At 65.9% G+C, this 14,944-nt stretch carries 7 protein-coding genes; 6 read left to right on the top strand and 1 reads right to left on the bottom strand.

Annotated features, from left to right (window positions below; all coding sequences use genetic code 11):
- Window positions 1–64 precede the first annotated feature (64 nt).
- Window positions 65–2,413, bottom strand: a complete 2,349-nt coding sequence (locus ASD15_RS07135; protein ID WP_057154143.1) for a Tex family protein — start codon at window positions 2,411–2,413, stop codon at window positions 65–67.
- Between the two features lie 178 nt (window positions 2,414–2,591).
- On the opposite strand from ASD15_RS07135, the gene ASD15_RS07130 reads away from it, so the two are divergent.
- The 6 genes from ASD15_RS07130 (at window position 2,592) to ASD15_RS07105 (ending at window position 14,922) form a co-directional block, all read left to right on the top strand.
- Window positions 2,592–5,717 (top strand): DEAD/DEAH box helicase, encoded by a 3,126-nt coding sequence (locus ASD15_RS07130; protein ID WP_057154142.1) that lies wholly within the window; start codon window positions 2,592–2,594, stop codon window positions 5,715–5,717.
- Window positions 5,718–5,720: 3 nt separating this feature from the next.
- The gene (locus ASD15_RS07125) at window positions 5,721–6,764 is read left to right on the top strand and encodes a HAMP domain-containing sensor histidine kinase (RefSeq protein WP_057154141.1); all 1,044 of its coding nucleotides are present in this window, start codon (window positions 5,721–5,723) and stop codon (window positions 6,762–6,764) included.
- A 90-nt stretch (window positions 6,765–6,854) separates the two neighbouring features.
- Window positions 6,855–7,535 carry a response regulator transcription factor gene (locus ASD15_RS07120; RefSeq protein WP_057154140.1) on the top strand — a complete coding sequence of 227 codons (681 nt, stop codon included), beginning with the start codon at window positions 6,855–6,857 and terminating at the stop codon, window positions 7,533–7,535.
- A 129-nt stretch (window positions 7,536–7,664) separates the two neighbouring features.
- On the top strand, window positions 7,665–9,251 hold the full coding sequence (locus tag ASD15_RS07115) for a methyl-accepting chemotaxis protein (RefSeq protein ID WP_057154139.1): 1,587 nt from the start codon (window positions 7,665–7,667) through the stop codon (window positions 9,249–9,251).
- Between the two features lie 106 nt (window positions 9,252–9,357).
- The gene (locus ASD15_RS07110) at window positions 9,358–10,068 is read left to right on the top strand and encodes a transposase (protein WP_057154138.1); all 711 of its coding nucleotides are present in this window, start codon (window positions 9,358–9,360) and stop codon (window positions 10,066–10,068) included.
- Window positions 10,069–10,200: 132 nt separating this feature from the next.
- Window positions 10,201–14,922, top strand: coding sequence for a glutamate synthase-related protein (locus tag ASD15_RS07105; protein WP_057154137.1), 4,722 nt, complete (start codon window positions 10,201–10,203; stop codon window positions 14,920–14,922).
- Window positions 14,923–14,944: the final 22 nt, after the last annotated feature.

Here is a 14,944-nt window from a genome sequence, read left to right as displayed (position 1 = left end):
AAAAGGGAAAGATGCCGACATTTTATAAGAAAACGCCGGCGGGGGTACTGCGGGCCTTGCCGGCTTAGCCGCGCAGCTTGGCGAAGGCGGCCGCCATGGAGCCGCCCATGGCCGGTTCGCGGGTCTGCGATTTTTGCTGTGATCCCATGGCGCGGCGGTCGTTACGGTCGGCGCGCTGCTCGGGCTTGCTGCCGGCGGCCGGCGCGCTGTCGGAGAGGCGCATGGTCAGCGCGATGCGCTTGCGCTTGGGATCGACTTCCAGCACCTTCACCTTCACCACCTGGCCGGCCTTGACCACCGTGTGCGGGTCTTTCACGAAGGTATTCGACAGCGCCGAGATGTGCACCAGGCCGTCCTGGTGCACGCCGATGTCGACGAAGGCGCCGAAAGCGGCCACGTTGGTCACCACGCCTTCCAGGATCATGTCCGGACGCAGGTCCGAAATTTCCTCCACGCCGTCCTTGAAGGTGGCGGTGGTGAACTCGGGACGCGGATCGCGGCCCGGCTTTTCCAGTTCCTTCAGGATGTCGGTCACGGTCGGCACGCCGAACTTGTCGTCGGCGTACCTGGCCGGATTCAGGGTCTTGATCAGGCCGCTTTCACCGATCACGCCCTTGATGTCCTTCTTGATGTCGGCCAGGATTTTCTCCACCAGCGGATACGATTCCGGGTGCACCGCCGAGGCGTCCAGCGGGTTGTCGCCGCCCATCACGCGCAGGAAGCCGGCCGCCTGCTCGAACGTCTTGTCGCCCAGGCGCGGCACGGCTTTCAGGCCGGCGCGCGACGTGAACGCGCCCTTGCTGTCGCGGTAGGTGACGATGCTTTGCGCCACGCTGGCCGACAGCCCGGACACGCGCGCCAGCAGCGGCGCCGAGGCGGTATTGACGTCCACGCCGACCGCGTTGACGCAATCCTCGACCACCGCGTCCAGCGTGCGCGCCAGTTGCGACTGGCTCACGTCGTGCTGGTATTGGCCCACGCCGATCGATTTCGGGTCGATCTTGACCAGTTCGGCCAGCGGGTCCTGCAGGCGGCGCGCGATCGACACGGCGCCGCGGATCGACACGTCCAGGTCGGGCAGTTCGCGCGAGGCGAATTCGGACGCCGAATACACCGAGGCGCCCGCTTCGGAAACGACGATCTTGGTCAGCTTCTGTTCCGGCAGCATCTTGATCAGGTCCTGCGCCAGCTTGTCGGTTTCGCGCGAGGCGGTGCCGTTGCCGATGGAAATCAGCGACACATGGTGCCTGGCGGCCAGCCTGGCCAGCGTGTGCAGCGCGCCGTCCCAGTCGTTGCGGGGCTGATGCGGGTAGATGGTGGCATGTTCGACCACTTTACCGGTCGGATCGACCACCGCCACTTTCACGCCGGTGCGCAGGCCGGGATCCAGGCCCATGGTGGCGCGCTGGCCGGCCGGGGCCGCCAGCAGCAGCGCTTTCAGATTGGTGGCGAACACATTGATGGCGTCCGTTTCGGCGCGTTCGCGCAGCGCGCCCATCAGTTCGCTTTCCAGGTGCATGAAACTTTTCACGCGCCAGGTCCAGCGCGCCGTGTCGGCCAGCCATTTGTCGGCCGGGCGGCCGGCGCTCTTGATCCCGAAGCGGGCGGCGATGCGGCTTTCGCACGGATTGTGCGGCGCGTCCCACTTCGGTTTTTCGGCTTCGGTATCCAGCCGCAGGGTCACGTCCAGGATGCCTTCGCGGCGCCCGCGCAGCAGCGCCAGCGCGCGGTGCGAGGGCACGGTGGCGATGGTTTCCGAGTAATCGAAATAATCGGCGAATTTTTCGCCTTCTTCCTGCTTGCCTTCCACCACTTTGGACTCAACTATACCGTGATCGGTCACGTATTCGCGCAGCGACTGCAGCAGGGTGGCGTCCTCGGCGAAGCGCTCCATCAGGATCTGGCGTGCGCCGTCCAGCGCGGCCTTGCTGTCGGCCACGCCCGGATTGTTGCCGTCCGGCGTGGTGAACGCCTCGCGCAGATAGGCCGTGGCTTCCGTTTCGGGAGTCAGTTCCGGGTTCGCCAGCAGGGCGTCGGCCAGCGGCATCAGGCCCGCCTCGATGGCGATCTGGGCCTTGGTGCGGCGCTTTTGCTTGTATGGAAGATACAAGTCTTCCAGCCGGGTCTTGTCCTCGGCGTGCAGCACGGCCTCCAGCAGTTCCGGCGTCATCTTGTTCTGTTCGGTGATCGAGGCCACGATGGCGGCGCGGCGGTCTTCCAGTTCGCGCAGGTAACGCAGGCGCTCCTCCAGCAGGCGCAGCTGGATGTCGTCCAGGCCGCCGGTCGCTTCCTTGCGGTAGCGCGCGATGAATGGCACAGTGGCGCCCTCGTCCAGCAGGGCGACGGCGGCGGCCACCTGGGCCGGTTTGGCGGCCAGTTCGATGGCAAGGCGTTGTTCGATGGTAGGCAGCATGAGCGTGATTCCTGTGGTGACCAGGCCGGAATCATACTCAAACGGCAGCGATGCGCCAACTTGCTTCGTCCTATGTTGGAAGAAACACAAACAAGAGTTACGCTAAACCGGATAATATTGCATGTTGCAGTTTTTGAACCGTCTTCAAACCGTCATCGATCAGTAACAAATGCGCACTATGGATTTGACCCGCGACGAAACCCGCGAAACGACTGCGCCGGCCCCGGCCTCCGCCCCGGCATCGGCCCCCGCTCCCCAACTGCCCTACGCCGTCGCGACGTGGCTGCAGCGGGTGGACGCTGCCGCGCACCCGAAAGCCAAGCTGCTGGCGGTCGAGCCCGACCCCAAGGCAGCCCAGCCGCAATACAAACTGATCTATGTGCTGGCGCCCACCAGCGGCGGGCGCCACGTGGCGCTGTGCCTGTACAAGGCGCGCCTGCGGCCGAACGGCGACGTGGCCGCCGCCACCCCGGTCAGCGAAGTGTTTTCGCTGCTGTCTGCCCCGCCCAGCTTCCTGGCGGGCGGCGACGATGACCTGATCCGTTTCTTCGTGGCCATGCGCAGCGGTCCGAATTCCCAGACCGGCACCGCCACCGAGCCGCGCGGCAAGATCGGCGCGGCGCTGCTGACCATGCTGGCCGAGCAGGACAAGCTGCTGTGGGCCAACTCCTGGGCCGACGTGGGCAACGGCCTGGTCTATCCGATGAAGTTCGGCCCCCTGCGCCAGGCCAACCTGGCGTGGCGCGAGGAAGGCAAGGGCCTGCGCCTGGGCTGGGCGGTGGAGCCGCCCGAGGGCGCGCGCCACCACGGCGCCGACCAGATCGACTACATGCTGCCGACCGAACCGCCGTGGTATATCGACAACCTGTCGTGCGGCGAGCTGTTCCTGAACCAGGGCGGCGCCGAGATCCCGCTGGCCGACCTGCAGGCGCTGGTGGCGCAGGCGCCGCTGCTCACCAGCAACGACAAGCTGCGCGTGTCGCAGCTGCTGCTGGCGCACGGCCTGCAGCAGCTGATGCCGCTGCCCCAGCCGCTGCCGCAGCGCCTGCGCCAGGACGTCAAGCCGCGCCCCATCCTGGTGCTGGACGCGGCCATGCTGGCCGACGGCAGCGTGCAGCGCTGGCACGACTTCGCCGTGCTGTCCTACGACTATGACGGCGAGCGCGTCTCGTTCGACCCGTCCCAGCGCGTGGTGCGCCAGCGCGGCGATGTGACCGAAGTGATACAGCGCGACGAGCAGGCCGAGGCCGATGCGCTGGCCACGCTGGCGGCGCTGGGCTTCCGCAAGCCCAGCGCGCTGCCGCTGTCGAGCGTGCGCGGCGGCCTGCTGCTGGCCGGCCAGGCCGACTGGCTGCGCTTCGCGGCCGACGGCGTGAATGAATTGATGGCGCACGGCTGGCAGGTGGAAAAATCGGCCAAGTACCGCTACGACGTGACGGCCGTGGACGGCTGGTACGCCGAAGTCGAGCCGGACGAGGCCGACGGCGGCAACGCCTGGTTCGACCTGGAGCTGGGCATCACGGTGGAAGGCGAGCGCATCCCGCTGCTGCCGGTGCTGGTGCAGATGATACGCAACGCGCCGCTGGACTTCAGCCCGAAGGCGCTGGCGTCCCACGCCGAGGAGGACCAGATGCTGGCCACGCTGGCCGACGGCACCCGCGTGGCGCTGCCGTGGAACCGCGTCAAGCCCATCCTGGCCACGCTGGGCGAGCTGTATTTCAACGACAAGATCAAGCACGCGGTGCACATGGCCACGCTGGACGCGGCGCGCCTGGACGAGCTGGCCCGCCTGGTCGATTTCGACTGGAGCGGCGGCGAGGAACTGCGCGACATGGGCCGCAAGCTGAACCAGTTCAACTCGGTCAAGCGCGTGCCCACGCCGGCCGGCCTGCGCGCCACCTTGCGCGACTACCAGGCCGACGGCCTGGCCTGGATGCAGTTCCTGCGCGAGTACGGCCTGGCCGGCATCCTGGCCGACGACATGGGCCTGGGCAAGACCGTGCAGACCCTGGCCCACATCCTGGTGGAAAAGGAAGCCGGGCGCCTGACGCACCCGGTGCTGGTGATCGCGCCGACCAGCCTGATGGGCAACTGGCAGGACGAGGCCGCGCACTTCGCGCCCGACCTGCGCGTGCTGCTGCTGCAGGGCAAGGACCGCATGCAGCAGTTCGAGCAGATCCAGCAGTCCGACCTGGTGCTGACCACCTACGCGCTGCTGCCGCGCGACGAGGAAAAGCTGCGCGAGCATGAGTTCCACATGGTGATCCTGGACGAGTCGCACTACATCAAGAACACCCGCTCCAAGGCGGCCCAGAGCGCCGGCCTGCTGAAGGCCAAGCACCGCCTGTGCCTGTCCGGCACGCCGCTGGAAAACCACCTGGGCGAGCTGTGGTCGCAGTTCCACTTCCTGCTGCCCGGCCTGCTGGGCGACGAGAAATCGTTCAACGCCCAGTTCCGCCATCCGATCGAGCGCCAGGACGACCCGCAGCGCCGCGCGCTGCTGAACCGCCGCATCAAGCCCTTCCTGCTGCGCCGGACCAAGGACAACGTGGCCAAGGAATTGCCGGCCAAGACCGAGATGGTGCGCAAGGTGGAGCTGACCGGCGCCCAGCGCGACCTGTACGAGACGGTGCGCCTGGCCATGGACCAGAAAGTGCGCGAGGAGATCGACCGCAAGGGCGTGGCGCGCAGCCAGATCGTGATCCTGGAGGCGCTGCTCAAGCTGCGCCAGGTGTGCTGCGACCCGCGCCTGGTGAAGTCGCTGCCGTCGAAAAAGCAGACCGCCGGTTCGGCCAAGCTGACCGACCTGATGCAGATGGTCGAGGATTTGCTGGAAGAAGACCGCAAGATCCTGGTGTTTTCGCAGTTCACCTCGATGCTCGAGCTGATCGAGGAGGAACTCGAGCTGCGCGACATCCCCTACGCGCTGCTGACCGGCGAAACCAAGGACCGCAGCGCGCAGGTGGCCGCCTTCCAGCAGGGCGCGGTGCCGATCTTCCTGATCAGCCTGAAAGCCGGTGGCGTCGGCCTGAACCTGACCGCGGCCGACACCGTGATCCACTACGACCCGTGGTGGAACCCGGCGGCCGAGAACCAGGCCACCGACCGCGCCTGGCGCATCGGCCAGGACAAGCCGGTGTTCGTCTACAAGCTGATCGCCAAGGGCACGCTGGAGGAGAAAATCCAGGTGCTGCAGCAGAAGAAGTCCGACCTGGCGCAGTCCATCCTGGCCGAGGGCGAATCGCAGAAGATGGCGCTGACGCAGGAAGACCTGCAGCAGATCTTCGCCCCGCTGGCGGACTAGGCCATGGACGACCCGGCCTTCAATCCCGAGCTCTACAAGCAAATCCTCGACAACAGCAGCGAGGTGCATTTCCTGCTGGACTGCGAAAGCGGCCGCATCCAGTACCTGAGCCCGGCGGCCGGGCGCCGCTTCGGCTACAACCTGGAGCGCGCGCAAGCGCTATCGGACCTGCTGGTGGCCGACTTGCCGCTGCGCCTGGAGCGCTTCGCGGCGGGCGAGCGCAGCCGCCTCCGCGTGCGCCGCGAGCTGGAAGTGGCGCACGCCGACGGCCACTTGATCCCGGTGGAGATCGAATCGACGCTGGTGCTAAACGACATCGGCGCCGCCGTCGCGCTGTCCGGCTCGGTGCGCGACGTCAGCGAGCGCCAGCAATGGCAGAAGCAGCAGAAGAAGTTCGCCTCCATGCTGTCGCACGAGTTCCGCACCCCGCTGTCGACCATTGACGGCGCCATCCAGCGCCTGGAAATGACGGGCGCCCACCACGACGAAGCGACCCGCAAGCGCTACACCAAGATCCAGAACGCGGTCGAGCGCCTGCTGGCCATGCTGGACGAGTACCTGTCGCCCGAGCGCATGGCCAGCATCGGCCGCCGGCGCCAGCCCAACGAGGTCTCGCCGCTGGCGTTGCTGGAGCATGCCGCCGGGCAGGCCCAGGCCCGGCGCGCCGCAGTCCGCGTGGTGGAGGACGGCTTGCCGCAATGGATGCGCTGCGATCCGGTCGGCATGCGCCTCGTCCTGGACATTTTGCTGGACAATGCCATTAAGTACACAGATGATAGCGACGAGATAACGCTTGTCGGCAAAAAAGCAACAGAAGGCGGAATAGAGTTGTCGGTATCGGACCGGGGGGCTGGCATACCTGCCGATGAAGTGGGTAAGCTGTTCGACAGGGGCTTTCGCGGCCGCGCCGCCGACGGCATACCGGGCTCGGGCCTGGGCCTGTACATGGCGCGCGCGGTGGTGGAAGTGCACGGCGGCACGCTGACGGTGGAAAATTTTGCTGAAAGCGGCAAGAAATTTAGGATTTGGCTGCCTATACCGGCCTGAGCCGGGAAATACCTTGCGCCGCGCGATTGCAACCGTGATAATTCTCGCACGCAAGCTTCGGCTTGCAACTAATTTGAGATTGGCGCATCAATGACGCAAATACTGATCGTGGAAGACAATCTGGACTATGCCGAGGAAATGGCAGAGTTCCTGACTGAGCTTGAACACGAAGTCCACATCACCAACAACGCCGGCGAAATGTGGTCGGCACTCAGCCAGGGCAACGTTGGCGTGGTGGTGCTCGACCTGGGCCTGCCCGACGAGGACGGCTTCAACGTCATTCCGCGCATGCGCCAGCTGTATCCGCAGATCGGCCTGCTGGTGCTGACCGGCCGCGTGGCCTTCGACAACCGCATCCTCGGCCTGCGCCTGGGCGCCGACCATTACCTGACCAAGCCCATCAAGTTCCCGGAACTGGCCGCCCATATCGAGGCGCTGGACCGCCGCGTCGGTCCGCAGGAGCCGGTGCCGCTGCCCAATAAGTGGACCTTGAAGCTCAGCGCCCGCCTGCTGGAACTGTCCGGCCAGTCCATCACGCTGACGGAAAAAGAATGCAACTTCCTGCACCTGCTGACGATTAACACGCGTCCCGTGCCGCGCCAGGTCATCGTGGCCGGCATCGGCGGCGACGACCCGGACGCCGGCCGCCGCGTCGACATGCTGGTGTACCGCCTGCGCAAGAAGGCGCGCAGCGGCCTGGGCGAGGATCTGCCGCTGCGCAGCGCCTACGGCGAAGGCTACAGTCTGTCCGCCAGCTTCAACCTCTCCTGAAACGGATGGCGCCGCCGCGCGCGGCGTGACATTTCAATAGTTTCCAGCCATACCATTTGACTTACCATGGACTTCCAGGCGCCGCCTGTGGTCCGGTGCGGTTGCGGCGCGTCCTTGCGGGAGGGTGCTATGGTAAAGGTGCGGAATCTGGGGATAGGCGTGCGGCTGGGCGGCGGCTTCGGCGTCGTCATGCTGATGATGCTGATGATGGCGGCGGCCGGCGTCTGGCGCTTGCAGGCGGTGGGCCAGCTGAGCGAAGAGATGGTGGGCAGCGCCATGCTCAAGGAGCGCCTGACCGCCGAGTGGCATGGCCTGATCAGCATCAGCGGCGTGCGCGTGATGGCGTTCGCCCGCAATCCCGAACAAGTGGAATCGAAGGCCGAGGCCGACAAGGCGGCCGCCACGCGCGAGCGCGTCAACGCCATCCAGAAGCAGCTCGAACCGCTGCTGGCCAGCGGCGAGGAAAAGCGCCTGCTGGAGGCCGTGGGCGCGGTGCGCAAGGACTACGCCGCCACCCGCGACGCGGTGTTCGCGCTGAAGAAGGGCGGCGACGCCGACGGCGCCCGGCAATTGGTGGACGGCAAGCTGGAACGGCAGTTCGCGGGCTACCAGCGCGCCGTCGAACAGATCGGCGAGCACGAGGCCGGCGTGGGCCGGGTGCTGGCCGGCCAGGTGCAGCAGCAGTTCCGCGACGGCCGCCTGTTCCTGCTGGCCATGGCCTGCGGCGTGCTGCTGCTGGGCAGCTGGTTCGCCTACGTGCTCACGCGCTCCATCACGGCGCCGCTGGCGCAGGCGGTGCGCGTGGCGCAGACCGTTGCCGCAGGTGACTTGAGCAGCCGGATCCGGGTCGACAGCCGGGACGAGACGGGCCAGTTGCTGCAGGCGCTGAAGGAGATGAACGCCAGCCTGGTGCGCATCGTCAGCCAGGTGCGCGGCGGCACGGAGACCATCGCCAGCGCCTCCGGCGAGATCGCCAGCGGCAACCTGAACCTGTCGTCCCGCACCGAGCAGCAGGCCAGCTCGCTGCAGCAGACCGCGTCCTCGATGGAGGAGCTGACCGCCACCGTCAAGCAGAACGGCGACAATTCGCGCCAGGCGCACACGCTGGCGCTGTCGGCGTCGGACGTGGCGCAGCGCGGCGGCGCCGTGGTCAGCCAGGTGGTCGACACCATGGGCATGATCAACGCCTCGGCCCACAAGATCGTCGACATCATCGGCGTCATCGACGGCATCGCCTTCCAGACCAATATCCTGGCGCTGAACGCGGCGGTGGAGGCGGCCCGTGCCGGCGAGCAGGGGCGCGGCTTTGCCGTGGTGGCGTCCGAGGTGCGCAACCTGGCCCAGCGCAGCGCGGCGGCGGCGCGCGAAATCAAGGTGCTGATCGGCGACTCGGTGGAAAAAGTGTCCACCGGCGCCAGGCTGGTGGACCAGGCCGGCAGCACCATGGAGGAAATCGTGGTCAATGTGCGCCGGGTGAGCGACATCATCGGCGAAATCACCGCCGCCAGCGTGGAGCAGACCAGCGGCATCGAGCAAATCAACCGCGCCATTTCGCAGATGGACCAGGTAACCCAGCAGAACGCGGCCCTGGTCGAGGAAGCGGCGGCGGCCGCCGCCGCGCTGCAGGACCAGAGCCAGGCGCTGGCCCACGCGGTCAGCGTGTTCCAGCTGGCCGGCCCGCCTTCCGGACGGCGCGCGCTGGCAGCGCCGCAATAATCAGGGACGGAGTCAAGGCGATTTTCGCGCGCCGCGAAATAATTGGGGACAGAGTGGGCGGGATGCGGTAGCATGGGCGTTTTCCACCACGCTGATCCCCGCTGCCATGGCCCGTCTGCCCCGCCTCATCGTTCCTTTCCAGCCCCACCACGTGGTCCAGCGCGGCCTGAACGGCCAGGCCCTGTTCCAGGACGCCGACGACTATATCGCCTTTCTTGCCTGGCTGCGCAGCGCCGCCAAAAACTGGAAAGTGGCCGTGCATGCCTACGTATTGACGCCCGCCGAGCTGCATTTCCTGGTCACCCCCAGCGACGAAGACGGGCTGGGCTTGATGATGCAGTGGATAGGGCGCTACTACGTGCCCTACTTCAACCAGAAATACGGCCGCGCCGGCACCCTGTGGCAGGGCCGCTACAAGACCTCGCTCATCGACGCCGAGTCATACCTGATGAGCAATAGCCGTTATATCGAGTTCTTGCCGGTGCGCAAGGGCCTGGCGGGCCAGCCGGAGCAGTACGCCTGGTCCAGCTATGCCCACCATGCGGGCTTGCGCTCCGATCCGGCGGTGACCGACCACGCGCTGTACTGGGCGCTGGGCAACACGCCGTTCCAGCGCGAAGTGGCGTACAAGGAACTGGCCGGCAGCGACCTGTCCCCGGAGGAGATCGCCACGGTGGAACAGGCCGTGCTCAAGGGCTGGCCGCTGGGTTCGGAGCGCTTCAAGACGGAGCTGCAAAACCGCGTCAAGCGCCAGGTGTTGCCGGCCAAGCGCGGCCGTCCCTTCAAGAAAAGTGCGCCGGCCGAACAAGGCGAATGACTGTGTCCCTAATTAAATTTCAAACCGACGCGTAAAAAATTAATTCGACTCCGACCCTAATTATTCTTGTTGAGTTTTTTTGTGCATTGCACTACTCTGACTTTTCGATAGTTATCAGCAGTGGAGAAACGCATGATTGCGCAAGGTTTGTACGACCCAGCTAATGAACATGACGCCTGCGGCGTCGGTTTCGTCGCCCACATCAAGGGCAACAAGAGCCATTCCATCGTGGAGCAGGGTCTGCTGATCCTGAAGAACCTGGATCACCGGGGCGCCGTGGGCGCCGATGCGCTGATGGGCGATGGCGCCGGCATCCTGATCCAGATCCCGGACCAGTACTACCGCGACGAAATGGCCAAGCAGGGCGTGGAACTGCCGCCGCCAGGCGAATACGGCGTGGGCATGGTGTTCCTGCCGAAGGAAAACGCGTCGCGCATCGCCTGCGAACAGGAAATCGAGCGCGCCGTGCGCATCGAAGGCCAGGTCGTGCTGGGCTGGCGCAATGTGCCGGTCGACTACGACATGCCGATGTCGCCCACCGTGCGCGCCAAAGAACCGATCATCCGCCAGATCTTCATCGGCCGCGGCCCGGACATCATGGTGACCGACGCGCTCGAGCGCAAACTGTATGTGATCCGCAAATCGTCCGGCCACGCCATCCAGGCGCTCAAACTGCTGCACGGCAAGGAATTCTTCGTGCCGTCGATGTCGGCCCGCACCGTGGTCTACAAAGGCCTGCTGCTGGCCGACCAGGTCGGCGTCTACTATAAAGACTTGCAGGATCCGCGCTGCATCTCGGCGCTGGCGCTGGTGCACCAGCGGTTCTCCACCAACACCTTCCCTGAGTGGCCGCTGGCCCACCCGTACCGCCTGATCGCCCACAACGGCGAAATCAACACGGTGAAAGGCAACTTCAACTGGATGCGCGCCCGCGAAGGCGTGATGAAGTCGGCCGTGCTGGGCGACGACCTGCAGAAGCTGTTCCCGCTGATCTACGAAGGCCAGTCGGACACCGCCTGCTTCGACAACGCGCTGGAACTGTTGCTGATGGCGGGCTATCCGCTGGCGCAGGCCATGATGATGATGATCCCCGAGGCGTGGGAAAACCACACCCTGATGGACGACAACCGCAAGGCCTTCTACGAATACCATGCGGCCATGATGGAACCATGGGACGGCCCGGCCGCCATGGCCTTCACCGACGGCCGCTACATCGGCGGCACGCTGGACCGCAACGGCTTGCGTCCCGCGCGCTACATCATCACCGACGACGACCTGGTGGTGATGGCGTCCGAATCGGGCGTGCTGCCGATCCCGGAATCGAAGATCATCCAGAAGTGGCGTCTGCAGCCGGGCAAGATGTTCCTGATCGACCTGGAAGCGGGCCGCATCATCGACGACAAGGAACTGAAGGACACCTACGCCAACGCCAAGCCCTACAAGGCCTGGATCAACGCGGTGCGCATCAAGCTCAACGAGATCAAGCTGTCCGAGAGCCAGCAGGCGCACAACCGCATCAAGTACAGCGCCGCGCCGGGCGAAAAAGCCGTCGCGTCCGTGCTGGACCGCCAGCAAGCCTTCGGCTACACCCAGGAAGACCTGCGTTTCCTGATGGCGCCGATGGCCGCCGCCGGCGAGGAAGCCACCGGCTCCATGGGCAACGACTCGCCGCTGGCCGTCATGTCCAACAAGCTCAAGCCGCTGTACAACTACTTCAAGCAGCTGTTCGCCCAGGTGACCAATCCGCCGATCGACCCGATCCGCGAAGCGATGGTGATGTCGCTGGTGTCCTTCATCGGCCCGAAACCGAACCTGCTTGATACCAACAACGTGAACCCGCCGATGCGCCTCGAAGTGTCGCAGCCGGTGCTGGGCTTCGACGACATGGCGCGCCTGCGCGGCATCTCGCTGCACACCGGCGGCAAGTTCAAGTCGTACGAGCTGAACATCTGCTACCCGCTGGCCTGGGGCAAGGAAGGCGTGGAAGCCTGCCTGGCCTCGCTGTGCGCGGAAGCCGTTGACGCGGTCAAGTCCGGCCACAACATCCTGATCGTGTCGGACCGTTCGATCGGCCCGGACCGCGTGGCAATCCCGGCGCTGCTGGCCACCTCCACCATCCACCAGCACCTGGTGTCGAAAGGCCTGCGCGCCTCGACCGGCCTGGTGGTGGAAACCGGCTCGGCCCGCGAAACCCACCACTTCGCCCTGCTGGCGGGCTACGGCGCGGAAGCCGTGCACCCCTATCTGGCGATGGAAACGCTGATGGAGCTGGCCCACGAAATGTCGGGCGAGCTGAGCGGCGAGCAAGCCATCTACAACTATACCAAGGCCATCGGCAAGGGCTTGATGAAGGTCATGTCCAAGATGGGCATCTCGACCTATATGTCGTACTGCGGCGCGCAGATCTTCGAAGCGATCGGCCTGAACAAGTCGCTGGTGGACAAGTACTTCAAGGGCACCGCCTCCAACGTGGAAGGCATCGGCGTGTTCGAAGTGGCGGAAGAAGCGCTGCGCCTGCACAACCTGGCCTTCGGCAACGATCCGCTGCTGAAGGAAGCGCTGGACGCGGGCGGCGAGTACGCCTTCCGCATCCGCGGCGAGGACCACCTGTGGACGCCGGACGCGATCGCCAAGCTGCAGCACTCGACCCGCGCCAACAACTACTCGACCTATAAAGAGTACGCGCAGATCATCAACGACCAGAGCAAGCGCCACCTGACCCTGCGCGGCCTGTTCGAGTTCAAGCTCGACCCGGCCAAGGCCATCGCGCTGGACGAAGTCGAGCCGGCCAAGGAAATCGTCAAGCGCTTCGCCACCGGCGCCATGTCGCTCGGCTCGATCTCGACCGAGGCGCACGCCACCCTGGCCGTGGCCATGAACCGCATCGGCGGCAAGTCCAACACCGGCGAAGGCGGCGAAGATCCGGCCCGCTACAGCATGGAACTGAAGGGCATCCCGATCAAGCAGGGCGACACCATGGCCTCCGTGGTGGGCAAGCAACAAGTGGTGGTCGACATTCCGCTGCAGGCGGGCGACTCCATGCGTTCGCGCATCAAGCAGGTGGCCTCGGGCCGCTTCGGCGTCACCGCCGAGTACCTGAACTCGGCCGACCAGATCCAGATCAAGATGGCGCAGGGCGCCAAGCCCGGCGAAGGCGGCCAGCTGCCGGGCCATAAAGTGTCCGAATACATCGCCCAGCTGCGCTTCTCGGTGCCGGGCGTGGGCCTGATTTCGCCGCCGCCGCACCACGACATCTACTCGATCGAAGATCTGGCCCAGCTGATCCACGACCTGAAGAACGTCAACCCGCGCGCCTCGATCTCGGTCAAGCTGGTGTCCGAAGTCGGTATCGGCACCGTGGCCGCCGGCGTCACCAAGGCCAAGGCCGACCACGTGGTGGTGGCCGGCCATGACGGCGGCACCGGCGCCTCGCCGCTGTCCTCGGTCAAGCATGCCGGCACCCCTTGGGAGCTGGGCCTGGCCGAGACCCAGCAGACGCTGGTGCTCAACGGCCTGCGCAGCCGCATCCGCGTCCAGGCCGACGGCCAGATGCGCACCGGCCGCGACGTGGTGATCGCCGCCATGCTGGGCGCCGACGAGATCGGCTTCGCCACCGCGCCGCTGGTGGTGGAAGGCTGCATCATGATGCGCAAATGCCACCTGAACACCTGCCCGGTGGGCGTGGCCACCCAGGATCCGGTGCTGCGCGCCAAGTTCCAGGGCAAGCCGGAATACGTGGTGAACTACTTCTTCTTCGTAGCCGAAGAAGCGCGCCAGCTGATGGCCCAGCTGGGCATCCGCACTTACGACGAGCTGATCGGCCGCGTGGACCTGCTGGACAAGTCCAAAGCCATCACCCACTGGAAGGCGCAGGGCCTGGACTTCAGCAACATCTTCTTCCAGCCGCAGGTGCAGGGCGAGCAAGCCATCCGCCACGTGGAAGACCAGGACCACGGCCTGGACAAGGCGCTGGACCACAAGCTGATCGCGCAAGCCAAGGCCGCGCTGGAGAAGGGCGAACGGGTGTCCTTCATCTCGCCGGTGAAGAACCTGAACCGCACCGTGGGCACCATGCTGTCGGGCGAAGTGGCCAAGCGCTACGGCCACGCCGGCCTGCCGGACGACACCATCCACATCCAGCTGCAGGGCACGGCCGGCCAGTCCGCCGCCGCTTTCCTGGCGCACGGCATCACGCTGGACCTGGTGGGCGAGGGCAACGACTACGTCGGCAAGGGCTTATCGGGCGGCCGCATCATCGTGCGTCCGAACACCGAGTTCCGCGGCTGGGCCGTCAACAACATCATCATCGGCAACACCGTGCTGTACGGCGCGATTGCCGGCGAAGCCTTCTTCAACGGCGTGGCCGGTGAACGCTTCGCGGTGCGCAACTCGGGCGCCACGGCCATTGTCGAAGGCGTGGGCGACCACGGCTGCGAATACATGACCGGCGGCACCGTGGTGGTGCTGGGCGCCACTGGCCGCAACTTCGCGGCGGGCATGTCGGGCGGCATCGCCTACGTGTACGACCCGGACGGCGATTTCGCGCAGAAGTGCAACCCCGCCATGGTCAGCCTGGAGTCCGTGCTGCCTGCCGCCGAGCAGAAGCTGGACCGGAACACCTGGCACGCGCAGCACCGCGACGGCGAACCGGAGGCCGACGAGGTGATCCTGAAGCGCCTGATCGAGCGCCACTTCAAGCACACCGGCAGCACCCGCGCCCGCCTGTTGCTCGACAACTGGGCCGAAGGCCGCGCCAAGTTCGTGAAAGTATTCCCGAACGAGTACAAGCGCGCCCTGATCGAGATGGCGGACAACGCCGCGCTGGAAATGGAAACCCAGGCCATCGCCGCCTGAACTGGACAAGAATAAGGAATTA

It is taken from the genome of Massilia sp. Root351 (assembly GCF_001425045.1).
Lineage (GTDB): Bacteria > Pseudomonadota > Gammaproteobacteria > Burkholderiales > Burkholderiaceae_D > Rugamonas.
Note: the sequence above shows the minus strand (reverse complement) of the source record. Positions and strands in the feature narration are given on the sequence as shown.